The 22,763-nt window shown below is 61.6% G+C and carries 19 protein-coding genes; 7 read left to right on the top strand and 12 right to left on the bottom strand.

Annotation, left to right across the window (positions count from 1 at the left end):
- Nucleotide 1 precedes the first annotated feature (1 nt).
- A complete protein-coding gene (locus AACY42_RS04035; protein WP_339476747.1) occupies nt 2-661 on the bottom strand; it encodes a GntR family transcriptional regulator in 660 nt (219 codons plus the stop codon).
- Nucleotides 662-1,006: 345 nt separating this feature from the next.
- On the opposite strand from AACY42_RS04035, the gene xdhA reads away from it, so the two are divergent.
- From xdhA to guaD, 4 genes are all read left to right on the top strand, one after another.
- Nucleotides 1,007-2,461, top strand: a complete 1,455-nt coding sequence (xdhA, locus tag AACY42_RS04030) for a xanthine dehydrogenase small subunit (protein WP_339476744.1) — start codon at nt 1,007-1,009, stop codon at nt 2,459-2,461.
- Nucleotides 2,454-4,853, top strand: a complete 2,400-nt coding sequence (xdhB, locus tag AACY42_RS04025; protein WP_339476742.1) for a xanthine dehydrogenase molybdopterin binding subunit — start codon at nt 2,454-2,456, stop codon at nt 4,851-4,853. The genes xdhA and xdhB overlap by 8 nt, the downstream gene beginning before the upstream one ends.
- Before the next feature lie 114 nt (nt 4,854-4,967).
- Nucleotides 4,968-5,810, top strand: coding sequence for a xanthine dehydrogenase accessory protein XdhC (gene xdhC / locus AACY42_RS04020; RefSeq protein ID WP_339476739.1), 843 nt, complete (start codon nt 4,968-4,970; stop codon nt 5,808-5,810).
- A gap of 19 nt (nt 5,811-5,829) precedes the next feature.
- Nucleotides 5,830-7,134, top strand: a complete 1,305-nt coding sequence (gene guaD / locus AACY42_RS04015; protein ID WP_339476737.1) for a guanine deaminase — start codon at nt 5,830-5,832, stop codon at nt 7,132-7,134.
- Between the two features lie 131 nt (nt 7,135-7,265).
- On the opposite strand, the gene AACY42_RS04010 is transcribed toward guaD, so the two are convergent.
- Nucleotides 7,266-8,030, bottom strand: coding sequence for a GntR family transcriptional regulator (locus AACY42_RS04010; protein ID WP_339476735.1), 765 nt, complete (start codon nt 8,028-8,030; stop codon nt 7,266-7,268).
- A 244-nt stretch (nt 8,031-8,274) separates the two neighbouring features.
- On the opposite strand from AACY42_RS04010, the gene AACY42_RS04005 reads away from it, so the two are divergent.
- A complete protein-coding gene (locus tag AACY42_RS04005) occupies nt 8,275-9,465 on the top strand; it encodes a benzoate/H(+) symporter BenE family transporter (protein WP_339476733.1) in 1,191 nt (396 codons plus the stop codon).
- A 116-nt stretch (nt 9,466-9,581) separates the two neighbouring features.
- Here AACY42_RS04005 and AACY42_RS04000 read toward each other — a convergent pair whose 3' ends face one another.
- The gene (locus tag AACY42_RS04000) at nt 9,582-9,926 is read right to left on the bottom strand and encodes a YggL family protein (protein ID WP_025212695.1); all 345 of its coding nucleotides are present in this window, start codon (nt 9,924-9,926) and stop codon (nt 9,582-9,584) included.
- Nucleotides 9,927-10,156: 230 nt separating this feature from the next.
- Here AACY42_RS04000 and dacB point away from each other — a divergent pair, with 230 nt between their 5' ends.
- The gene (gene dacB / locus AACY42_RS03995; protein WP_339476731.1) at nt 10,157-11,623 is read left to right on the top strand and encodes a D-alanyl-D-alanine carboxypeptidase/D-alanyl-D-alanine endopeptidase; all 1,467 of its coding nucleotides are present in this window, start codon (nt 10,157-10,159) and stop codon (nt 11,621-11,623) included.
- 71 nt (nt 11,624-11,694) lie between these two features.
- On the opposite strand, the gene AACY42_RS03990 is transcribed toward dacB, so the two are convergent.
- Together AACY42_RS03990 and rlmKL are read right to left on the bottom strand one after the other, a co-directional pair.
- Entirely contained in the window at nt 11,695-14,079 is a 2,385-nt protein-coding gene (locus AACY42_RS03990; RefSeq protein WP_339476729.1) for a sensor domain-containing diguanylate cyclase, read from the bottom strand.
- Nucleotides 14,080-14,222: 143 nt separating this feature from the next.
- Complete coding sequence (gene rlmKL, locus AACY42_RS03985; protein WP_339476727.1) at nt 14,223-16,493, bottom strand: bifunctional 23S rRNA (guanine(2069)-N(7))-methyltransferase RlmK/23S rRNA (guanine(2445)-N(2))-methyltransferase RlmL; 2,271 nt, start codon at nt 16,491-16,493, stop codon at nt 14,223-14,225.
- 531 nt (nt 16,494-17,024) lie between these two features.
- Here rlmKL and rmf point away from each other — a divergent pair.
- Entirely contained in the window at nt 17,025-17,240 is a 216-nt protein-coding gene (gene rmf, locus AACY42_RS03980) for a ribosome modulation factor (RefSeq protein WP_003223300.1), read from the top strand.
- A 293-nt stretch (nt 17,241-17,533) separates the two neighbouring features.
- Here the strand turns inward: rmf and AACY42_RS03975 are convergent, their stop codons facing one another.
- The 7 genes from AACY42_RS03975 to sctI all read right to left on the bottom strand — a co-directional run bounded on the left by AACY42_RS03975 (nt 17,534) and on the right by sctI (nt 22,737).
- The gene (locus tag AACY42_RS03975; RefSeq protein WP_339476723.1) at nt 17,534-18,553 is read right to left on the bottom strand and encodes a quinone-dependent dihydroorotate dehydrogenase; all 1,020 of its coding nucleotides are present in this window, start codon (nt 18,551-18,553) and stop codon (nt 17,534-17,536) included.
- Between the two features lie 97 nt (nt 18,554-18,650).
- Entirely contained in the window at nt 18,651-20,006 is a 1,356-nt protein-coding gene (locus AACY42_RS03970) for a hypothetical protein (protein WP_339476720.1), read from the bottom strand.
- Nucleotides 20,007-20,053: 47 nt separating this feature from the next.
- A complete protein-coding gene (locus tag AACY42_RS03965; RefSeq protein WP_445261534.1) occupies nt 20,054-20,491 on the bottom strand; it encodes a hypothetical protein in 438 nt (145 codons plus the stop codon).
- Nucleotides 20,481-21,188 carry an oxygen-regulated invasion protein OrgB gene (locus AACY42_RS03960; protein ID WP_339476718.1) on the bottom strand — a complete coding sequence of 236 codons (708 nt, stop codon included), beginning with the start codon at nt 21,186-21,188 and terminating at the stop codon, nt 20,481-20,483. The genes AACY42_RS03965 and AACY42_RS03960 overlap by 11 nt, the downstream gene beginning before the upstream one ends.
- Entirely contained in the window at nt 21,160-21,726 is a 567-nt protein-coding gene (locus AACY42_RS03955; RefSeq protein WP_339476715.1) for a secretion system protein, read from the bottom strand. The genes AACY42_RS03960 and AACY42_RS03955 overlap by 29 nt, the downstream gene beginning before the upstream one ends.
- Entirely contained in the window at nt 21,713-22,432 is a 720-nt protein-coding gene (locus AACY42_RS03950; RefSeq protein ID WP_339476712.1) for an EscJ/YscJ/HrcJ family type III secretion inner membrane ring protein, read from the bottom strand. Before AACY42_RS03950 ends, AACY42_RS03955 begins: the two co-directional genes overlap by 14 nt.
- Complete coding sequence (sctI, locus tag AACY42_RS03945) at nt 22,429-22,737, bottom strand: type III secretion system inner rod subunit SctI (RefSeq protein ID WP_339476710.1); 309 nt, start codon at nt 22,735-22,737, stop codon at nt 22,429-22,431. Before sctI ends, AACY42_RS03950 begins: the two co-directional genes overlap by 4 nt.
- Nucleotides 22,738-22,763: the final 26 nt, after the last annotated feature.

Below are 22,763 nucleotides of genomic sequence, written 5' to 3'. Positions count from 1 at the left end.
GTCAGGCCGCCGTCAGGGCAGAAACCACCAGATCACAACTGCGCTGGGCGTAGGCCGTGAGCACGATGCGGATCTGCGGCAAATCACGGGCCAGCACGGCGGCGAGCAGGCGCTGGAACAGGTCGAGGAACTCGCTCATTTCCGCCTTGCGCTGATCCAGGGCCAGGAAATAGGCACGGCTCATGGCCGGTTGCAGGTTCTCGACGGTTTCCTGCAAATACGGGTTGTTGGCAAAGGGATAGGCAGCGCGCATCACGCTGAAGCTTTCATCGACAAAGGTGCGGATGTCCTGGCGCGCGTAGGCGTCGTTGAGACGCTGCTGGATCGCCACGAACGGCGCCATGTCGACCTGTTCTTTCCAGCCATGGGCTACGGCGTTGCCGAGCAGGATGTACAGCTCGCTCATCAGCGTGCAGAGGCTGCGCACCTTGTGTTCGGTGAGTTCGGTGACGTGGGCGCCGCGGCGCGGCAGGATCGCGATCAAGTGGCGTCGTTCCAGGATCAGCAAGGCCTCGCGGACCGAGCCGCGACTGACGTTGAGCGCCAGCGTGACCTTCTGCTCCTGGATGCGCTCTCCCGGTTTCATTTCGCCGCGAATGATGCGTTCGGCGAGGTGATGGGCGATTTGCTCGGCGAGGCTGTCCGGGGCCTTGAACGTCATGGTTGTCCTTCAAACTCTTCGATTTGCACAAGCGGCGCAGTGTAGCGCACTCGATACGTCATGGCGCAGGGCCTGTACCGGGTTTTTGGCACGATATAAGCAAAAATCCTATGGGAGCCAAGCTTGCTCGCGATAGTGGCATGGCAGCTTGCATCCATACTGAATGTATCGTCGTCATCGCGAGCAAGCTCGGCTCCCCCAGAGTTCTACAGTGTCCATAGACCGTTGCTCATCGATTGAGTGCGATTTCTTGACCCTTAAGTCAGAAAATCGTTGACCGAAAAGTCAGACCTGATAAATTCAGGCCCAAGTCGATACAACAATAATGAGTCTGCGAGGCCTTCCGTGATCCAGTTTTTACTCAACCAGGAACTCCGTAGCGAGCACGCCCTGGACCCGAACCTGACCGTGCTCAACTATTTGCGCGAACACGTTGGTAAGCCAGGCACCAAAGAAGGCTGCGCCAGCGGCGACTGTGGCGCGTGCACCGTGGTGGTGGGCGAATTGCACACGGACGCCGATGGCCGCGAGCGCATTCGCTATCGCAGCCTCAATTCGTGCCTGACCTTCGTCTCGTCCTTGCACGGCAAGCAACTGATCAGTGTCGAAGACCTCAAGCATCAGGACCAACTGCACAGCGTCCAGCAGGCGATGGTCGATTGCCACGGTTCACAATGCGGCTTCTGCACACCGGGCTTCGTCATGTCATTGTTCGCCCTGCAAAAGAACAGCGAACAACCCGACGCCCATAAAACCCACGAAGCCTTGGCCGGCAACCTCTGTCGCTGCACCGGCTACCGGCCGATCCTGGCCGCCGCCGAGCAGGCCTGCTGTGGGAAACAACCAGATCAGTTCGACGCCCGCGAGGCCGAAACCATCGCCCGCCTCAAAGCCATCGCCCCCACCGAGACCGGCGAGCTCAACAGCGGCGACAAACGCTGTCTGGTGCCGCTGACCGTGGCCGACCTGGCCGATCTTTACGATGCGTATCCCCAGGCGCGCTTGCTGGCCGGCGGTACGGATCTGGCCCTGGAAGTCACGCAATTTCACCGCACCCTGCCGGTGATGATCTACGTGGGCAACGTCGCCGAACTCCAGCGCATCGAACGCTTCGACGATCGCCTTGAGATCGGTGCCGCCGCCGCCCTCTCCGATTGCTACGAGGTCTTGAAAGCCGAGTACCCGGACTTTGGCGAATTGCTGCAGCGCTTCGCCTCGCTGCAGATCCGCAACCAGGGCACCCTGGGTGGCAACATCGGCAACGCCTCACCGATTGGCGACTCGCCACCCCTGCTGATCGCCCTCGGCGCGCAGATCGTGCTGTGCAAAGGCCAGACCCGCCGCACCCTGGCCCTGGAGGACTACTTCATCGACTACCGGGTCACCGCCCGCCAGGAAAGCGAATTCATCGAAAAGATCATCGTGCCGCGGGCCAGTGCCGAACAGGCGTTCCGCGCCTACAAGGTGTCCAAGCGTCTGGACGATGATATTTCCGCTGTATGCGCGGCGTTCAATCTGCGCATCGACAACGGCGTGGTCCGCGACGCCCGCGTGGCCTTCGGCGGCATGGCCGCGACCCCAAAACGCGCCAAGCATTGCGAAACGGTATTGATCGGTGCGCCGTGGACCGACAGCACCATTGAACGCGCCTGCGCGGCCCTGGCCGAGGATTTCACGCCGCTGTCGGACTTCCGCGCCAGCAAGGAATACCGCCTGCTCAGCGCCCGCAACCTGTTGCGCAAATACTTCATCGAACTGCAAACGCCGCACATCGAGACTCGGGTGACCGCTTATGTCTAACCATCACACCGTAGAGAAGCCCCAAGCCGAACTCGCCGAACTGTTCGCCCGCGACCTGACCACCGGCGTGGGCCGCAGCGTCAAGCATGACAGCGCCGCCAAGCATGTGTCCGGCGAAGCACAGTACATTGATGACCGCCTGGAATTCCCGAACCAGTTGCACGTTTATGCCCGGCTATCGGACCGCGCCCACGCCCGGATCATCCGTATCGATACCGCGCCCTGCTACGCCTTCGAAGGCGTGCGCATCGCCATTACCCACCAAGACATCCCCGGCCTGAAGGACATCGGTCCACTGCTGCCCGGCGATCCGCTACTGGCCATCGATGACGTGCAGTTCGTCGGCCAACCGGTGCTGGCCGTCGCCGCCAAGGACTTGGACACCGCGCGCAAGGCGGCGATGGCAGCCATCGTCGAATACGAAGACCTGGAACCGGTGCTGGACGTGGTCGAGGCCCTGCGCAAGCGGCACTTCGTGCTCGACAGCCACACCCATCAGCGCGGCGATTCGGCCACGGCACTGGCGAGCGCCGAGCATCGCATCCAAGGCTCGCTGCACATCGGCGGCCAGGAACACTTTTACCTGGAAACCCAGATTTCCTCGGTGATGCCCACCGAAGACGGCGGCATGCTCGTCTACTGCTCGACCCAGAACCCCACCGAAGTGCAAAAACTGGTGGCCGAGGTACTGGGCGTGTCGATGAACAAAGTCGTGGTGGACATGCGCCGCATGGGCGGCGGGTTTGGCGGCAAGGAAACCCAGGCCGCCAGTCCGGCGTGCCTGTGCGCCGTCATCGCGCACCTCACCGGCCAGCCGACCAAAATGCGCCTGCCCCGCGTGGAAGACATGCTGATGACCGGCAAACGCCACCCCTTCTACATCGAATACGACGTCGGCTTCGACAGCTGCGGGCGCCTGCACGGCATCGCCCTGGAACTGGCCGGCAACTGCGGTTGCTCGCCGGACCTGTCGGCCTCGATCGTCGACCGGGCAATGTTCCATGCCGACAATGCCTACTACCTGGGCGATGCAACCATCAACGGCCACCGCTGCAAGACCAACATTGCGTCGAACACCGCTTACCGGGGTTTCGGCGGGCCCCAAGGCATGGTCGCCATCGAAGAGGTGATGGATGCCATCGCCCGGCACCTGGGACTCGATCCGCTGGCCGTGCGCAAGGCCAACTACTACGGCAAGACCGAGCGTAACGTCACCCACTACTACCAGACCGTCGAGCACAACATGCTCGAGGAAATGACCGCCGAGCTTGAAGAAAGCAGCCAGTACGCCGAACGCCGCGAAGCGATCCGTCGCTACAACGCAGGCAGCCCGATCCTGAAAAAAGGCTTGGCGCTGACCCCGGTGAAATTCGGCATCTCCTTTACCGCCAGTTTCCTCAACCAGGCCGGCGCCTTGATTCACATCTACACCGACGGCAGCATCCACTTGAACCATGGCGGCACCGAAATGGGCCAGGGCTTGAACACCAAGGTTGCCCAAGTGGTGGCCGAGGTATTCCAAGTGGAAATGGACCGGGTACAGATCACCGCGACCAACACCGACAAGGTGCCGAACACTTCGCCCACCGCCGCCTCCAGCGGTGCCGACCTGAACGGCAAGGCCGCGCAGAACGCCGCCGAAACCATCAAGCGGCGCCTGGTGGAGTTCGCCGCGCGGCAGCACAAGGTCAGCGAAGAGGACGTCGAATTCCACAACGGCCATGTGCGGGTACGCGATCACATCCTGACGTTCGAGGCGCTGGTGCAGCAGGCGTATTTCGCCCAGGTCTCACTGTCGAGCACCGGCTTCTACAAGACCCCGAAAATCTACTACGACCGCAGCCAGGCCCGTGGTCGACCGTTCTACTACTACGCCTATGGCGCGGCGTGTGCCGAGGTGATCGTCGACACCCTCACCGGCGAGTACAAGATGCTGCGCACTGACATCCTCCACGACGTCGGCGCCTCGCTGAACCCGGCCATCGACATTGGCCAGGTCGAGGGCGGTTTCATCCAGGGCATGGGCTGGCTGACCATGGAAGAACTGGTGTGGAACGACAAGGGCAAGCTAGAGACCTGCGGCCCGGCCAGCTACAAGATCCCCGCCGTGGCCGACATGCCGCTGGACCTGCGGGTCAAGCTGGTGGAGAACCGCAAGAACCCCGAAGACACGGTGTTCCACTCCAAGGCCGTGGGCGAGCCGCCGTTCATGCTCGGCATCGCCGCGTGGTGCGCCATCAAGGACGCCGTGGCGAGCCTGGGGAATTACCAGCACCAACCGAACATTGACGCCCCGGCAACGCCGGAGCGGGTGTTGTGGGGGTGTGAGCAGATGCGGCAGTTGAAGACTGTGAAGCCTGCACAAGCCGCGGCCGAGCCGGTTTCGCTTTAGGCCGCAGTGCGGCCTTCGCGAGCAGGCTCGCGCCCACAGGGGAACGCAATCCAATGTGGGAGCGAGCCTGCTCGCGAAAGCGGCCGAACAGACAACAGAGATGTCGAGGTGAATATGTACAACTGGATCAGCGCCCTCGCCGACCTGCAAACCCGCGGTGAACCCTGCGTGCTGGTGACAATCATCGAAGAGCTCGGCTCCACCCCGCGCAACACCGGTTCGAAGATGGTCATCAGCGCCAGCCAGACGTTCGACACCATCGGTGGCGGGCACTTGGAATTCAAGGCTATGGAAATCGCCCGGCACATGCTCGCCAGCGGCCAGCAGAACACCCATCTGGAGCGCTTCAGTCTCGGTGCGAGCCTGGGCCAGTGCTGCGGCGGCGTGACCGTGTTGCTGTTCGAACCCATGGGCCTGGTTCAGGCGCAAATCGCCGTGTTCGGCGCCGGCCACGTCGGCCGCGCCCTGGTACCGCTGCTGGCGAGCCTGCCCTGCAAGGTGCGCTGGATCGACTCGCGGGAGGCGGAGTTCCCCGAACAGCTGCCCCATGGCGTGCGCAAGATCGTGACCGAAGAGCCCTTGGATGAAGTCGACGAATTGCCCATAGGCAGCTACTGCATCGTCATGACCCACAACCATCAGCTCGACCTGGAACTGAGCGCCGCGATCCTCAAGCGCAACGACTTTGCCTACTTCGGCCTGATCGGCTCGAAGACCAAGCGGGTCAAGTTCGAGCATCGCCTGCGTGATCGTGGTTTTGCCAGCAGCACCTTGCAACGCATGCGTTGCCCGATGGGCATCGGCGAAGTCAAAGGCAAGTTGCCTGTGGAAATCGCCATCTCCATCGCCGGCGAAATCATCGCCACCTATAACGCCGATTTCGGCCAGCACACCGCCCGCGCCGAACCGATTGCCAAGCTGCTGCCGGCCTCGCGCCGTAGCCAGGCAAACCGTTGAACACTCGTTGAGAATGCCCATGCCCCTGACACGCAAAGCCTACCGCGCCGCCCTGCTCCACAGCCTCGCCGACCCGACCGAAGTCGGGATCGAGGCATCCTATGAATATTTCGAAGACGGCTTGCTGGTGGTGGAAAACGGCCAGATCAGCGCCATCGGCCACGCCCACGACCTGCTGCCGACCCTGGCAACTGACATCGCAGTCACTCATTACCCGGACGCGCTCATCACCCCTGGGTTGATCGACACCCACATCCACCTGCCACAGACCGGCATGGTCGGCGCCTATGGCGAGCAATTGCTGGACTGGCTCAACACCTACACCTTCCCCTGCGAAAGCCAGTTCGCCGACAAGGCCCACGCCGATGCCGTGGCCGACATTTTCGTCAAGGAACTGCTGCGCAACGGCACCACCACCGCGCTGGTCTTCGGCAGTGTGCACCCGCAATCGGTAAATTCGTTTTTTGAAGTGGCCCAGAAGCTCGACCTGCGGATGATCGCCGGCAAAGTGATGATGGACCGCAACGCCCCGGACTACCTGGTCGACACCGCCGAATCGAGCTACACCGAGAGCAAGGCGCTGATCGAGCGCTGGCACGGCAAGGGCCGCCTGCACTACGCCGTGACCCCGCGCTTCGCCCCCACCAGCACTCCGGAACAACTGGCCTTGGCCGGCCAGTTGCTGGGGGAATACCCCGACCTGTACCTGCAGACTCACATCAGCGAGAACCTGCAGGAAGTGCAGTGGGTCAAGGCGCTGTTCCCGGAGCGCAAGGGTTACCTGGACGTCTACGACCACTACCAGTTGCTCGGCGAGCGCTCAGTGTTCGCTCACGGCGTGCATTTATGTGACGACGAATGCGCCCGCCTGGCCGAGACCGGTTCGGCTATCGCCTTCTGCCCGACCTCAAACTTCTTCCTCGGCAGCGGCCTGTTCAACCTGCCGATGGCGGAGAAACATAAAGTGAACGTGGGGCTGGGCACCGATGTGGGTGGCGGCACCAGTTTTTCGCTGCTGCAAACCCTGAACGAAGCCTACAAGGTGATGCAGTTACAAGGCGCGCGGCTGAGCCCGTTCAAGTCGTTGTACCTGGCCACCCTCGGCGGCGCCCGGGCCCTGCGACTGGAGGACAAAATCGGGACGTTGCAGCCGGGTACCGACGCGGATTTCCTGGTGCTGGACTACAACGCCACACCGCTGCTGGGCTATCGCCTCAAGCAGGCCAAGGACATTGCCGAGCGGTTGTTCGTGTTGATGACGCTGGGGGATGACCGGACGGTGGCGCAGACGTATGCGGCCGGTCAGTTGGTGCATCAGCGATAAACTTCATTCGCCTGTCATGCCGCCAATCGCGAGCAGGCTCGCTCCCACAAGGGTTGTTGTGAACGACACAAATCCCCTGTGGGAGCGAGCCTGCTCGCGATGAAGGCGACTCGGTATGACTGATTCAACCCTCAGAGCTTAGCCGTCGACCGCCCAGGCTTCTTGCTCTGCAGCAGGTGCGAGAACACCGCATGCAAGTCATCCGAGGCACTTTCCTCGTCGAGGTTGAGCTTGCTGTCGATGTGGTCCATGTGATGCATCATCAAGTCCACCGCCAGCGTGGCATCGCGGGCCTCGATGGCGTCGATCAATTGGGTGTGTTCGTCATAGGAACAGTGGGAACGGTTGCCGCTTTCGTATTGAGCGATGATCAGCGACGTCTGGGACACCAGGCTGCGCTGGAAGCTGATCAACGGGGCGTTTTTCGCCGCTTCGGCCAGCTTGAGGTGGAACTCTCCCGACAAGCGGATGCCGGCGCCGCGGTCGCCACGGGAGAAACTGTCGCGCTCATCGCTGACCATCTGCCGCAGCTCAGTCAATTGTTCGGCAGTGGCATGCTGGACCGCCAATTCGGTGATCGCCCTTTCCACCAGGCGCCGGGCCATGAACACCTGGCGAGCCTCTTCGACACTCGGGCTCGCCACCACGGCACCGCGATTGGGTCGCAGCAACACTACGCCTTCGTGGGCCAGGCGCGACAGCGCCCGGCGAATGATCGTGCGGCTGACCCCGAAAATCTCCCCCAGTGCCTCTTCGCTCAACTTTGTACCGGGTGCCAGGCGTTGCTCGAGGATGGCCTCGAAGATATGCGCATAGACAATATCGTCCTGGGTTCCGCTGCGGCCGGCTTTACCAGTTCGCGGTTGTTTCTTGAGGGGCTGCAACTGTTCGTTCATGGGCACTCGAGTCGGGAGAACTGCGGCGAATTGACCGTGACTGTAATACGGCACAGCGGGTCGCTGGCAAGTATCGCGTAAAAAACAGCTCGATTGTACACAACCTCTGATGGCAACACGACTGTACGGCTGTTTGCGGGCATGGCTGTATTGCAATCGGCTACTGCGTTGAGTTTAGGCTTGAAACCCAAAACCTGCGGCGCGATCAAGCCCAGCCACTCTACAACAAGGACCACCGCCCACCATGACCGAAGTCACGACCACGCCACTTCGTCCATTGGCCGACACCTCGCCTTCAGCCATCGTCGCCGGGTTCATTGCGATGATGACCGGCTACACCAGTTCCCTGGTGCTGATGTTCCAGGCCGGGCAGGCAGCCGGGCTGACCAGCGGGCAGATTTCCTCGTGGATCTGGGCAATTTCCATCGGCATGGCGGTGTGTTCCATCGGGCTGTCGCTGCGCTATCGCACGCCGATCACCATCGCCTGGTCGACACCCGGCGCGGCGCTGCTGATCACCAGCCTGGGCGGCGTGAGTTATGGGGAGGCCATCGGCGCCTATATCACCTGCGCCATATTGGTGACGATCTGCGGTCTGACCGGCAGCTTCGAGCGCCTGGTCAAGCGTATTCCTGCCTCGCTGGCGGCGGCGTTGCTGGCGGGGATCCTGTTCAAGATCGGCAGCGAGATCTTCGTTGCCACCCAGCATCGCACCGGCCTGGTGCTGGGGATGTTTTTCACCTACCTGATCGTCAAGCGCCTGTCACCCCGTTACGCGGTTCTGGCGGCACTGTTGATCGGTACGGCGCTGTCGGGCCTGCTGGGGCTGTTGGACTTCAGCGGCTTTGCCCTGGAAGTCGCGACGCCGGTCTGGACCACGCCACACTTTTCCCTGGCGGCCACCATCAGCATCGGCATTCCGTTGTTCGTGGTGGCGATGACCTCGCAGAACATGCCCGGCATCGCCGTACTGCGGGCCGACGGCTACAACGTGCCGGCCTCGCCGCTGATCACCAGCACCGGCATCGCCTCGCTACTGCTGGCGCCGTTCGGCTCCCATGGCATCAACCTGGCGGCCATCAGCGCGGCCATCTGCACCGGGCCCCACGCCCACGAAGATCGCAACAAGCGCTACACGGCGGCGGTCTGGTGCGGGATCTTCTACGGGATTGCCGGGGTGTTCGGCGCGACGCTGGCAGCATTGTTCGCGGCGCTGCCCAAGGAACTGGTGCTGTCCATCGCGGCCCTGGCGCTGTTTGGGTCGATCATCAATGGCTTGAGCATCGCCATGAGCGAAGTCAAGGAACGGGAAGCTGCGTTGGTCACCTTCATGGTCACGGCGTCGGGGCTGACGCTGTTTTCCATCGGTTCGGCGTTCTGGGGGATTGTGGCGGGGGTGTTGACCTTGCTGATCCTGAACTGGCGTAGCGCCTAAAAAAGATCGCAGCCTTCGGCAGCGCCTACATTGGAATGCGTGCATCCTGCAGGAGCTGCCGAAAGCTGCGATCTTTTGACCGGCAACCCGAATAACGGGCTGCCAGTTTCAGACCATCAAGCGACCGGATTGATCGGCTTTTCCGGGTACCAGACGTCCATCAGCGGGCTGACTTCAACGCTGGTCAGCTCAGGACGCGCCTTGAGCCAGGCTTCAACAGCAGCACGTTGCTCCTGAGTGACCGAGCCACGCTTCTGCAGGCAAACCAGACCGTAGTCGTCGCCGCCGACGTAGCCCAGGCCGTTGGCTTCCATGGCTTCTTTCAGGAAAGCGTCGAGGAAAGCGTCAATAGCCTCATCGGCCAGATCTTCTTTGAAATCCAGGTTCAATTCGAAACCCAGCTCTTGAAATTCATCCACGCACAGTTTTTTGCGCAGACGCTGGGAACGGTTAGTCGCCATTGGAACAATCCTCATAAGTAATAACGGCCGGCACTTTACCAGTTTGGTGCGTCGATTGCCCGACTGATCGGGCGTATCGACCTACCGTCGGTAAAAAATAGCAGCTGAAGGGCTCAGGCACGGCCCAAGCCGTTGCGGCTTGGGGCATAATGCCGAGACTTTCATGACCGTTGAGGGCGTTCATTTTCATGCCCTCGTCTTTCCCCCTCGCCTGTAGGGTTTTATTTCAAATGATCAAATCTTTGCGTCCACTGCTTCTGGCCAGCCTTCTTCTTCCCCTGGCCCTCCCTGTTACCAGCCACGCCGCCACGATCAACACCGCCCTGTCGCCCAACGTGCAAAAGGCCCTCAAGGCCAGCAAGCTGCAGAATGACGCACTGTCGCTGGTAATGGTGCCGCTCAACGGTCCCGGCACCCCGACCCTGTACAACGCCGACGTCTCGGTCAATCCAGCGTCCACCATGAAACTGGTGACCACCTACGCAGCCCTGGAAATGCTCGGCCCCAATCACCAGTGGAAAACCGAGTTCTACACCGATGGCACCCTCAATGGCGGGATCCTCAACGGCAACCTGTATCTCAAGGGCGGCGGCGATCCCAAGCTGAACATGGAAAAACTCTGGCTGCTGATGCGCGACTTGCGGGCCAACGGCGTGCAGCAGGTTACCGGCGACCTGGTGCTGGACCGCAGCTTCTTCATCCAGCCGCAACTGCCCGCGTTCAACGACGACGGCAACGACGAAAACAAACCATTCCTGGTCAAGCCTGACTCGTTGCTGGTCAACCTCAAGGCCCTGCGCTTCGTCGCCCGCAACGACGGCGGCCGGGTGATGGTGTCGGTGGAGCCGCCGATTGCGAGCGTTCGCATCGACAACCAGGTCAAGGCCGTTAATTCCAAGCAATGCGCCGGCGGCGTGCGCTACAACCCGGTGTCCCAGGCGGACGGCAGCGTGACGGTGACCGTCGGCGGCCAACTCGCAGACGGTTGCAGCTCCCAGACCTACCTGTCGTTGCTGGACCATCCCACCTACACCGCAGGGGCGGTGCGGGCGATCTGGAAAGAGTTGGGCGGCAGCATTCAGGGCAAGGACCGCCTGGCCGCGACCCCGAGCAACGCCAAGGTACTGGCCCGGGCGTTCTCCCCGGACCTGGCGGAAATCATCCGCGACATCAACAAATACAGTAATAACACCATGGCCCGGCAGCTGTTCCTGAGCCTCGGTGAGCAGTTCCGTAACGAGGCCGACGGTGATGACGCCAAGGCGGCGCAACGAGTGGTGCGCCAGTGGTTGGCGAAGAAAGGCATCACCGCGCCGCACCTGGTGATGGAAAATGGCTCCGGCCTGTCCCGCGCCGAACGGGTCAGCGCCCGGGAAATGGCAGCAATGCTGCAGGCCGCCTGGCGCAGCCCGTACTCGGCGGAGTTCATCAGTTCGATGCCGATTGCCGGTACCGACGGCACCATGCGCAAACGCCTGAAGACCACCGCCATGGCCGGCGAAGCCCACGTCAAGACCGGGACCCTGAACACCGTCCGCGCCATCGCTGGCTACAGCCGTGACATCAATGGCAACACGTGGGCGGTGGTGGCGATTCTCAACGATCCGAAGCCTTGGGGCGCTTCGTCGGTGCTGGACCAGGTGCTGCTGGACCTGTACCGCCAGCCGAAACTGCCGCAGACGGCTTCGGTGCTCTAACCCCCACCAGAGATCAACTGTGGGAGCAAGCCCGCTCCCACACTTTACCCCCATATACCTAGCCAAAGTGGCTAGCCCAACTGCACCTCAACCCGATCCCGCCCGGCCTGCTTGGCCGCATACACGCCCGAGTCAGCCCTTAGCAGCAGTGCATCGGCGCCCTCCCCGGCGCGCCAGGTGGCGATACCGAAGCTGGCGGTGACAAACCCCACATCCTCGATGGGCGCCGCCCGCAAACCTTCCCACAGCTCCAATGCCAAGGTGTAGGCGCTATCGCTGTCGGTGTCCGGGCACAGCACCACGAACTCTTCGCCACCCAGCCGGCAGAACACATCGGTGCGACGCAACCGTTGGGCGACGCGCTGGCAGACCGCCTGCAACACCCGGTCACCCACTGCGTGGCCGTGCTGGTCGTTGATGCGCTTGAAATGATCGATGTCGAGCATGATGACCGCCAGCCCCCCGGAACCGCGCTCGACCCGAGCCATCTCCGAAGTCAGGCGATCCTGGAAATAGCGGCGGTTGCGAATGCCGGTCAGGGCATCGGTGACGGACAAGGCCCTCAGCTCTTCTTCCACCCGCTTGAGGTCGGAAATATCCGAGACATAGCCATGCCACAACACCCCGCCGCCGGGCAGCTCCTCGGGCGTGGCCTCGCCGCGTACCCAGCGCAGGCCGCGCAAGGGCAATTGCACCCGGTACTCTTCCCGCCACGGGCTCAAGGTATGGGCCGAAGCGCGAATCGAAGCGCGGACACGCGTGCTGTCCAGCGGGTGAATACGCGAGAACATCGCCTCGGCGTTCTGCACCAATACATCGGGTTCCAATTCATAGATGTCGCGAATACCGTCGCTGGCATAGATCACGCTGAAGCGACCATTGAAATCCATTCTGAACTGGTAGATCCCCCCAGGCACATGGGCGCTGAGCTTTTTCAGCAACAGGTCACGGGCTGCCAATGCTTCGTGGACGCGCTTGCGTTCGGTGATGTCGATGCAGATTGCCAGGTGCCCGACCCACAGCCCCTGGTCATCGAGCATCGGGGTGGCGAGCATGTTCACGGTCAGGTGGCTGCCATCGCGGCGCACCAAAGTCCACTCCCGCGCCTGTTGCCCACCCTGTTCGCCGCCCTCGAGCAGCATCGCATGGCACGTCGGAATCGGCTTGCCAAAGCGCGCACCGAGCTGCGCGGCGCGCGCCTGGAGTTCGCGTGGTACATGCAGGCCCTCCAGGGTCATGCTTTGCAGGACCTCGCAGCTCGGGTAGCCGAGCATCTGTTCGGCACCGACGTTGAAGGTGGTGATGACACCGCGCAGGTCGGTGGCGATGATCGCGACCTGGGTCGCGGCATCCAACACCCCGCGCAACTGGCCGTGGGTACCACGCAGCTCCTGTTCCCGGGCGCGCAGTTCACGGGTGCGTTGCTCTACCAGTTTCAAGGCCCGCTGCCGCTGGCTGACCAGTACATAGAGCAAGGCGCTGAGCAGCAGGCTGAGTAAGCCGCCGAGTATCACCAGGCTGGTGATCGAAGAATGATTGCTGGACAGGAACACCCGGCTAGGCCGCAACTCCACCCGGTAGGCGCGATCGGCCAGGCGCAACAGGCGAGTCGCCGAAAAATCGCTGCGACCCGGCGGGTTGTGGGATTCGAACAGCGTCTCCTGCGCGTGCTCGGTAGACAGGTCCATGACACGCATCGACAGATTGTCGTGACCGGACGACGGCAGCCCACTGCCCACCAGTTGGCGCATGCTGATGGCCGCCACCACGTATCCGAATGGTTCGTTGGCCGACTCCCGGATGACCGGCGCGACCAACAGTACCCCCCGGGTAAATACCGGGTCGACCCCCATCAGGTCCAATGGCTGCGAGACCACCGGCTCGCCTCGCCGGCGGGCCCGCTCAACGGCGGCACGACGCAAGGGTTCGGAAAGCAGGTCCAGGCCCAGTGGTGCCCCGTAAGGCGCCTGGCTCTGGATGTAGAGCAGCGGTGTGTATTCGTTCCGTTCGGCGGCCTGTTGCAGGCCACCGCCACCGTCCGCCTCACGGATCGTAAATTGCGTGGCGCCTTCGGCCCGCACTTGCTGTTCGAACGCACGCCGCTCGTCGCGCCGCACCCTGGGCGCCCAGGCGAAGGCCCGGGTACGGCGCAACAGCGCGTCGGCGTAGCCACTAAACTCGTTGCTGGAAACCTCTTCGGAGTTGGCAAAGAAACGCCTGAGGCTGTCGAGGCGTAGCTCCTGGTCCTGGAAATGTTCCTCGATGCGGCTGAAACGCTCCTCGGCTTGCAGCTCGAAGCGCAGGCGCAATTGCTGATTGGACAGGCTCATCATCGCCCAGGTCAGCAAGCCGGTCAGGACCGTACCGGCCAGCAGGACCAGCGAAGCCACCAGCCAGGCCGACACGTCTTCGCTGATAAAGCCCAGGATCCTGGGACGCACCTGATGCAATGCCATAAACACAACTCAGAAAGAAACCAGGCATAGATACAGCCCTGGATACAGCCTAAGTTATAGCTATTAGCCATCACTTTGGCCACCCCCAAAACGAGGCCAGAAGCCTTGAATTACAAGGCTTCGTGGATCCAATCAGCCCCGAATCAACGCGCCATGATCTTCCAGGCGCGGTGGATCTTGCCATTGCGGGCGAAATCCGGATCAATCGTCTTGGCGGTGATTTCTTCCACCGCATAGCGCTCGCCGAGGTTGTCCTCGAGCTGGAACTTGCGGAAGTTGTTGGAGAAATACAACACGCCACCCGGGGCCAGGCGCGCCATGGCCAGGTCCAGCAGCTGCACGTGGTCGCGCTGCACGTCGAACACGCCTTCCATGCGCTTGGAGTTGGAGAAGGTTGGCGGGTCGATGAAAATCAGGTCGTACTCGTCACGACTGGCTTCCAGCCAGGCCATCACGTCGCCCTGCTCCAGGCGGTTCTTGTCGGAAAAACCATTGAGCGACAGGTTGCGCCGCGCCCAGTCCAGGTAAGTCTTGGACAGGTCGACGCTGGTAGTACTGCGCGCCCCGCCCTTGGCCGCGTGAACACTGGCGGTCGCGGTATAGCAGAACAGGTTGAGGAAACGCTTGCCGGCCGCCTCTTTCTGGATCCGCAGGCGCATCGGCCGATGGTCGAGAAACAGCCCGGTGTCCAGGTAGTCGGTGAGGTTGACCAGCAGCTTCACACCCCCTTCGTTGACCTCGGTGAACTTGCCCTGGGCACTTTGACGCTCGTACTGCTTGGTGCCGCTCTGGCGCTCGCGACGCTTGATCACCACGCGGCTCTTGTCGATATTCAGTGCCTGGGGAATCGCCGCCAGGGCGTCGAACAGCCGGGCCGAGGCTTTCTCCGGGTCGATGGACTTCGGCGCGACGTATTCCTGGACATGAACCCAATCGTGGTAGAGGTCGATGGCCATCGAATATTCCGGCATGTCGGCATCGTAGACCCGGTAGCAGTCCACGCCTTCACGCTTGGCCCATTTGCTCAGCAGCTTGAGGTTTTTTTGCAGGCGATTGGCGAACATCTGCCCGCCTTCGCTCAACCGTGCCTGCTCGACCACAGGGGCCGGCGCCGGTGTTGGCTTGATCGGGTTGCCATTCTTGTTGTACTGGCGCTCTGGCGGTACTTGCGGGGCCTGATCGTAGGCGGCCTGTTCACGCTCGGCCTGACGCTGTTCCGGGGTGCGACGCTCACCGGTGACGAACTGGTCCGGCAACACCTTGATCAGCAGCAACTTGCACGGCAAGGCGCCGTTCCAGAACGAATACTGCTTGTGGCTGCGAATGCCCATGCGCTTGCCCAGGTCCGGCGCACCGGTGAACACCGCTGCCTCCCAGTTCAGGCACGCCTGGCGCAGGCGTTCGCCAAGGTTCTGGTAGAGGTAAAGCAGGCTGGCCTCATCGCCCAGGCGCTCACCGTATGGCGGGTTGCAGATCACCAAGCCCTTCTGGTTCTGGTCCGGCCGCGGTTCGAAGGTGGCGACTTCGCCCTGATAGATCTTGATCCACTCGCTCAGGCCGGCACGTTCGACGTTGTTACGACCCGGTTGGATCAGCCGTGGGTCAGCTTCGTAGCCGCGAATCCACAACGGTGGCTTGGCCAGGCCGGCGGCGGCGCGTTCACTGGCCTCTTCGTGGAGTTTCTTCCACAGCGCCGGCACATGGCCGAGCCAGGCGGTGAAGCCCCACTGCTGGCGGCGCAGGTTCGGCGCCATGTCGGCGGCGATCATCCCGGCTTCCACCAGGAACGTACCCACACCGCACATCGGGTCGGCCAGTGCCCCGCCTTCAGCAGCAATGCGCGGCCAACCGGCGCGGATCAGGATCGCGGCCGCGAGGTTTTCCTTCAGCGGCGCGGCACCTTGCTGCAGGCGATAACCGCGCTGGTGCAGGCTGTGGCCGGAGAGGTCGAGGGAGAGGATCGCTTCGCCGCGGTCCAGGCGCAGGTGGATGCGCAGGTCCGGGTTGAGCTTGTCGATGGACGGTCGCTCACCCGACGGCGTGCGCAGCTTGTCGACGATGGCGTCCTTGACTTTCAAGGCACCGAAATGGGTGTTGTCGATGCCCGAGCCGTGGCCACTGAACTCTACCGCCAGGGTGCCATCGGCCAGCATGTGGTCTTGCCAGTCAACATCCAGCACACCGTGGTAGAGGTCTTCGGCGTCCTTCATCGGGAAGCGCTTGAGCACCAGCAACACGCGGTTGGCCAGGCGCGACCACAGGCACAGGCGATACGCCGTTTCCATGTCGGCCATGCCGCGCACGGCCGAGGTGTGCTCGCGCGCCTCTTCAAGGCCAAGCCCGACGGCTTCCTCGATGAGCAGGCCTTCGAGGCCCTTGGGACAAGTGAGGAAGAGTTCGAAACGATCGGACATGGGATTTCCAGCGCCTTTGGCTAAGTGGACCGGGCAACGCATTGCCGGGCCGGGTTCAATCAGGTGCTTTTCTCAAGAGCACCCGCGTGGCACGAAAGTGTGCCGTGCCACCCTCGCCGCTCAGGTTAAAAGAGCTTAGATGCGAAGGCAGATAAAAGATTCTGTGCAACAAATTATGAAAACTCGACCCTTTCGTCGAATAGTACCCGAGTGCAACAGGAGGAGATTCTCATCCAAGCCAGACCTCCCCCTTTCGGCGCAGGGCCGATCATACAGGGGTCTAGCTCAAAAGCGGTCAACTAACATCAAGTTACTTATCGCCCTAACATCTTTATTGTTACGTGCTTATGACAAAACGATCATTCCATCCCTGTGACGCTTTGGTTAGAACTCAACACAGGTTGACGTCGCAACGGCGTCAACGCCTTGGCTCGTCACGCCGGCAACGAGCCACCAACGGCAGAATGATTCTGCCCCGGCCTCGATAGAGGTCGACGCTAAGTAACAGTCAACAAGTGAGGGCAACACCCTATGAGAAGACTTAAGCGTGATCCGTTGGAAAGAGCATTTTTACGCGGTTACCAATATGGCGTTGGTGGTAAATCCCGTGAGCTTTGCCCCTTTACTCTACCGTCGGTACGTCAAGCCTGGATCAATGGCTGGCGAGAAGGACGCGGCGACAACTGGGACGGTATGACCGGCACTGCGGGTATCCACAGACTCAACGAACTTCACGCCGTCGGCTGACACAGGGCTTAATACTCAAGAACTCGACAATTTGACACCCCTATCGATTTAACCACGCACGTCCCATCCGGACGGCGGGCTACGGCCCAGGGGGCTCCTTCGAGGAGCCCTTTTTAATGCCTGGGTTTCATGAACTTGGGCTGCAAACACTGTTGTGGCGACACCCTGTGGGAGCAAGGCTTGCCCGCGATGAAGACGACGCGGTCTACCTGGAACCGAGGCGCCTGCATCGCGAGCAAGCCGGCTTTGCTCCCACAACTTGTTCGCATCAATAGATGCCGACCGTTCCTGAATCAACCCAACGCCGCAATGGCATCCACCGATTCACGAATCAACGCCGGCCCCTTGTAGATAAAACCCGAATAAATCTGCACCAGGCTCGCCCCTGCGGTGATCTTCTCGGCGGCGTGGCGGCCTTCGGTAATCCCGCCCGCCGCAATGATCGGCAAACGCCCCGCCAATTCAGCGGCCAGCACCTTCACAGTGTGGGTGCTCTTGTCACGCACGGGCGCGCCAGACAAGCCGCCCGCCTCCTCACCGTGTTCCAGCCCTTCGACACCTTCGCGACCCAGGGTCGTGTTGGTGGCGATTACCGCGTCCATGCCCGTCTCGATCAAGGCCTGGGCCACCTGGGTGGTCTCTTCGTCGGTCATGTCCGGGGCGATCTTGATCGCCAGCGGCACGTGCCGGCCGTGAATTAACGCCAGTTCTGCGCGACGACGGGCCAGGTCGGCCAGCAGTTGCTTGAGCGAATCACCGAACTGCAGGCTGCGCAGCCCCGGGGTGTTGGGGGAGCTGACATTGACGGTCACGTAGCTGGCGTGGGCGTAGACCTTGTCCAGACAGATCAGGTAGTCGTCGACGGCGCGCTCCACCGGCGTGTCGAAGTTCTTGCCGATGTTGATGCCCAGCACGCCCTTGTATTTGGCCGCGGCCACGCGAGCCAGCAGATGATCGACGCCCAGGTTATTGAAGCCCATGCGGTTGATGATCGCCTCGGCTTGCGGCAGGCGGAAAAGCCGTGGCTTGGGGTTGCCCGGCTGCGGTCGGGGGGTGACGGTGCCGATCTCCACGAAACCGAAACCCAACTGGGCGAACCCGTCGATGGCCGCGCCATTCTTGTCCAGGCCCGCCGCCAACCCGACCGGGTTGGGGAACTCCAGGCCCATGACCGTCACCGGCAATTTCGCCGGGGCCTTGCACAGCAACCCATTGAGGCCCAAACGTCCGCCCGCGCCGATCAGGTCCAGGGACAAGTCGTGGGAGGTTTCCGGGGAAAGTTTGAACAGCAGCTGACGGGCCAGGGTGTACATGGGTGGGTTTGACTCGTTCGAAGAAATGAGGCGCGGATTATAGCGGGGTGGTGGGATGGGAGCGAGCAGCCGATGGTTGTCGGCTCCTCGGTTTCGGTCAAGGAAGGGGCGTATCCAGGGCATAAGTGTTGCTAGTGTCTTTTGAGGTGCCATAGCTGAGAAAGACGTAAAGAAGCATCATCGTCGCAGCAAGACAACAGTTGACAATATGGCCTTGGTTATCGTCGCTGATCTCGGTTCCATTTAGCCATAACCCTACTGCGCCTTCGAACTGGTTGACAGCGAAACCAAACGAGAGACGTAGCCCCAAAAGGATCGCCCCATCCGCCAAATGGGTTCCAGTGGGCTGCCGGAGGCCAGCGCGCACCTTCAATTTCATTTGTTGCAAAGACTCCGGATCAGAAAATACCGAGTCCAGTCCTCGCGAGGGGGATAGCAAACATCTGGAGAAAATCGAGAAGGCCTTATCGCCTATCATTGCGAAACCGTTCAGCCCAGCCTGAATAGCATCCGCACCGAAATCGTAACTCAACTGCGCGGCCGCCCTGGCAGGACCGCTCCACGGCATAAGGCTAACCACTTCCCTCAACGCACCGAAGACTACTCCATGAAACGCAGCTGTAGCCACGTTTGACTTCAAATTCGGAAGTCCTGCGTTGTCAACTTTCAAATGACTGACGAGTTCAGCCGCAGCCCTGGCCCCGTTATAGGCAAGGCCGCCGACTGAGGGGAGTAGCTTCGAGGCCGTGCCCGTCACACTTGCCGCGATCGTACTTCCCATCACCGCGCTTGCCATGCAGAGACACGACACTATCGAAAGCGCGGTCGGTCGCTCCCCAGTTGCGTACCACTCGCCGATTTTTCCCGCCAACATTAGCGCAGGGCCCGTCATCGCCAGCGCAACAGCCGCCCACGCCTGAGAGGCCTCAGGTGTATCACCTTCGCCAATAGCATCCACAACCAGAGAGGCAATGTACTCGCGCAAAAGGGTAGCCAGCACAATGATTGTCCCTGTGTGCATGGCGATATTCAGCGCATTGAGCCCTGGCCCCTTGGCGGCTTCGAGTAATCCCAACCCTGCCTCAAGCACAGCCTTCAGTCGACCCTCTTGGGTTTCGGTGCCTGTGGTTCCTACATCTAAGGTGGCAAAAATCCCGTTTTTTTCATCTCCTTCGGGTATGTCACCGTTGTAGACGTATCGCTCAATTTGCAACACCGCATCCATGTCCGACTCCCCCAAGCCAGTCTTTAATTCCTCAACGTATTGATTTGTCGCGCGGTCCAAAAGCTCGAAACCGGCTGTAATTTCTCGATCTGTTCCTAGCGACTTCACCCTAAAACCCCCAATCTCCAACTTCGAAGCATCAAGTGGACTGATCGTAGATCCTAAGGATGAAACGCTGCCGGACGCCGTGGAAGCTATTGAAGGGGCAAATGAAGTATCAACTCGCATATTTGTTTCTCCTTGTTATTTTTATAAGCGTTATTCTTAAGCGTCTCTCACCACTCACTCTTCTCCCAAGCCTCATCCTCCATCGGCTGGAACACCTCCCGCATAAAACCCTTGACGAAAACATCCATCGCAAATGCCAACCCATTGGCACCGCTGACCTCTTTATAAAGCTGCGACTTTTCCAACCCCTCGTCCTTCAATCGCACCAAAACCTGCAGCGTGATCGCCATCAACGCCTGGGCGGTGGGGTACGCAGCCGTTTCACCATCCGGTCCCCGCAGTGTGCGGAGGAATTCATGAATCGCCTTTTCCCCCTGCCCCTCCATCGCCAGTAGCAATTGATACAAGTGCTCGAACTCGGGATTAGGGCGTTTGCTTTCAGGTGTTTGCTCGCGGGCAGCCAGCAGCCGTGATTCCAGTGTCTGGACCGACTCATTCGCGTCGTGATCGAGCAGGCTGGAAACCGTCATGGATTCAATCTTCATGGCAAACCTCGGCTCCGTCGGTCGGCGCGGAATCGGCGAAGCCGGCGTACACGTCGGCAAGCGCCTGTCTTGAGGCCTGATCCAACAAACGCACCGTCTCCGGGAGATGGGCGAGGCTCGCCAGCAACCGGGGTTCCAGCCGTTCCCGGCTCGCCTCGACATCGAACTCCAGCAACTGATCCCCCACCCGCAAGACGTAGCGGTCCTGCGGGTGATATTCCAGGATCAGTTCGCCGGCCCAGCGCTTGCCCAGGCTTTCGCGCAGCTCAAGGCCGCGCGCACGACAATGCAGCGGCAGCAACAGGTGCAACACGGCGCCCGGGTCACCCGGTTGCCCGGCCAGCCAGCGCTCCAGCATTTCATCCAGCCACTCGGGGCGCCTCAAGGCTTGCCCGAGCAGTTCACCAGCGGCTTGGGCGAGAGCGTTGCGCAACTGCAAACCCAAGGTTTGCGTCTTCAGCAACGCATCGGCCAGATGCTCGCTCGCGCGCAGGATGCCTTCGGCGTAACCCTGCTGGAACGCGTGCGCATGCACCGCCTCGGCCTCACGGTGGGCCTGCTCCGTACAATCGCGTGCCCGGCGCTGCGCTTCGAGCTGCAAAGCGTGACGACGACGCGCGGCAGCGATGTCTTCGCGGGCCAGGCGCACCTCTTCGCCAGCAGGCAGGTCAGTCAGGGTTCGGATGGAGTCGAGCATGCTGCACCGCCAAAAAGAACAGGGTTGGATCCGGTTGGGTGATCGGCCATTGCCGATGCAGGCGAACGACCGGCTCGGGGAACTGCAGGTCCAGGCGTTCGAGCAAAAGACGAGGCACGTGCTCGCTCCAGCTCCACAACGCATTGAGGCCGGCCGCTTCGACCTGCGCCATCGAAACCGGCGCGCACTCGGTCGGCAGGCCGCCTCGCGGGCCCAGGTTGAAGCTGGCGAACCGGCGAACCGCCCCCGGCAGGCGTAGCAGTGCGGCGCCGCGCGTCAGGTCGGGCATCAAGCGATAGGCACCCATCAGCAAGGCGATATAGGGCAATTGTCGCCAATGGCGAACCCATTGCTTCGCCACACCCGTCACCGGCGTCGAAGGCCACGGTCCTTGCAGTCCCAACCCTTCGAGCACGATCCGGTTGAGCAACGTGCGTGCCTCGACGCCTTCGAATCCCGACGGTACAACCAGACGCTGGGGGTGCAGATACGCCAAAGGCTCGGCGAGGATCTGTTCCAGGCACTCAAGCTCCGACATCACGCCGCCCTGCGCTTGACTGGCGATAGACCCAAGCGCCGCCACCGGCCAGCAGCAGCGCGCTGATCGCCGCCCACCACGGCCACGGTGAAGGCCCCTGTGCGGCGACTGCCGACGGCGCCACATGCTGGATCGGCGAGCGCTTGGACAGCACCACCGAGACGTTCTCGTACTCCACGGTCGCGAAACTGTTCTTGAGGAAACGCTTGATATCGGTGATCAGCAATTGCGGTTCGGCATCGGGCTCATGCAACACCACCGCCGCGAGCTGGACAGGCGGCGACTTGCGCCCGCCCTCGCCGGCATCCAGGTCGTAGCTGACGTGGACCCGCGCCGAAATCACACCTTCGAGCACTCCCAGCGACTGCTCGATGCGCTGCTCCAACGCCGAGTACAGCCGGGCTTTTTCTGCCCGGGGCGAGGCCACCAATGAGTCCGAGGGGAACATCTCGGCCACTTGCAGGCGTGGCCGGGATGGCAACGAATAGAGATTGAGCAGATCGACGGCAGCAGAAAAATCGAGGGCGTCGATTTTCACCGCATACCCGGTTTTGCCGGTGTCGACTTTCACCGCCGCGATGTTGTTGCGTTGCAGCACCGACAGCACTTCATTGGCCTGCTGCTGATCCAGCCCTTCCAGCAGGTTCGGCTGACGGCACCCCACTAGCGCCAGGCACAACAGCAACGCCAGCACGCCGGTCTTCATGAGGCACGCAACAGCGTTTCTGCCGTGCCCACGGCTTTGCGCACCAGCACGTTGAGCAAGTTGATATCCACGTTGTACTGCCCTGTCAGCTCCTGCAACTGGGCCAATACTTCAGGGTCGGTGATATCCGGGCGCTGCAACAACTGATTGATCGACGAAGCGTCTTGCGCGCTGTCGACGGCGGAACCGGCAAACGCTTCGATCAAGCGCGATTCCAGGGAAACGATCGGGCCTTCCTGCGGACCGCGCAACTCAACAAAGGCGGAGCGGGCGATAAGCGACGGGGCAAGACTCTGGATGGACATACGATGCACTCATGAAAAAGGCCATC

This window comes from Pseudomonas sp. RL_5y_Pfl2_73, assembly GCF_963970515.1.
Classification (GTDB): Bacteria; Pseudomonadota; Gammaproteobacteria; order Pseudomonadales; family Pseudomonadaceae; genus Aquipseudomonas.
The sequence above is the reverse complement of the archived record's forward strand: the minus strand, read 5'-3'. Positions and strand labels throughout refer to the sequence as shown.

Coding starts and splice junctions, on each gene's coding strand:
- AACY42_RS03950 (WP_339476712.1), bottom strand. CDS start 22,432: ATGAAGACCGGCGTGCTGGCGTTGCTGTTGTGCCTGGCGCTAGTGGGG.
- AACY42_RS04010 (WP_339476735.1), bottom strand. CDS start 8,030: ATGAACGAACAGTTGCAGCCCCTCAAGAAACAACCGCGAACTGGTAAA.
- rmf (WP_003223300.1), top strand. CDS start 17,025: ATGAGAAGACTTAAGCGTGATCCGTTGGAAAGAGCATTTTTACGCGGT.
- rlmKL (WP_339476727.1), bottom strand. CDS start 16,493: ATGTCCGATCGTTTCGAACTCTTCCTCACTTGTCCCAAGGGCCTCGAA.
- AACY42_RS04005 (WP_339476733.1), top strand. CDS start 8,275: ATGACCGAAGTCACGACCACGCCACTTCGTCCATTGGCCGACACCTCG.
- guaD (WP_339476737.1), top strand. CDS start 5,830: ATGCCCCTGACACGCAAAGCCTACCGCGCCGCCCTGCTCCACAGCCTC.
- AACY42_RS04035 (WP_339476747.1), bottom strand. CDS start 661: ATGACGTTCAAGGCCCCGGACAGCCTCGCCGAGCAAATCGCCCATCAC.
- sctI (WP_339476710.1), bottom strand. CDS start 22,737: ATGTCCATCCAGAGTCTTGCCCCGTCGCTTATCGCCCGCTCCGCCTTT.
- AACY42_RS03970 (WP_339476720.1), bottom strand. CDS start 20,006: ATGCGAGTTGATACTTCATTTGCCCCTTCAATAGCTTCCACGGCGTCC.
- AACY42_RS03990 (WP_339476729.1), bottom strand. CDS start 14,079: ATGGCATTGCATCAGGTGCGTCCCAGGATCCTGGGCTTTATCAGCGAA.
- AACY42_RS03960 (WP_339476718.1), bottom strand. CDS start 21,188: ATGCTCGACTCCATCCGAACCCTGACTGACCTGCCTGCTGGCGAAGAG.
- AACY42_RS03975 (WP_339476723.1), bottom strand. CDS start 18,553: ATGTACACCCTGGCCCGTCAGCTGCTGTTCAAACTTTCCCCGGAAACC.
- dacB (WP_339476731.1), top strand. CDS start 10,157: ATGATCAAATCTTTGCGTCCACTGCTTCTGGCCAGCCTTCTTCTTCCC.
- xdhC (WP_339476739.1), top strand. CDS start 4,968: ATGTACAACTGGATCAGCGCCCTCGCCGACCTGCAAACCCGCGGTGAA.
- xdhB (WP_339476742.1), top strand. CDS start 2,454: ATGTCTAACCATCACACCGTAGAGAAGCCCCAAGCCGAACTCGCCGAA.
- AACY42_RS03965 (WP_445261534.1), bottom strand. CDS start 20,491: ATGAAGATTGAATCCATGACGGTTTCCAGCCTGCTCGATCACGACGCG.
- AACY42_RS04000 (WP_025212695.1), bottom strand. CDS start 9,926: ATGGCGACTAACCGTTCCCAGCGTCTGCGCAAAAAACTGTGCGTGGAT.
- AACY42_RS03955 (WP_339476715.1), bottom strand. CDS start 21,726: ATGTCGGAGCTTGAGTGCCTGGAACAGATCCTCGCCGAGCCTTTGGCG.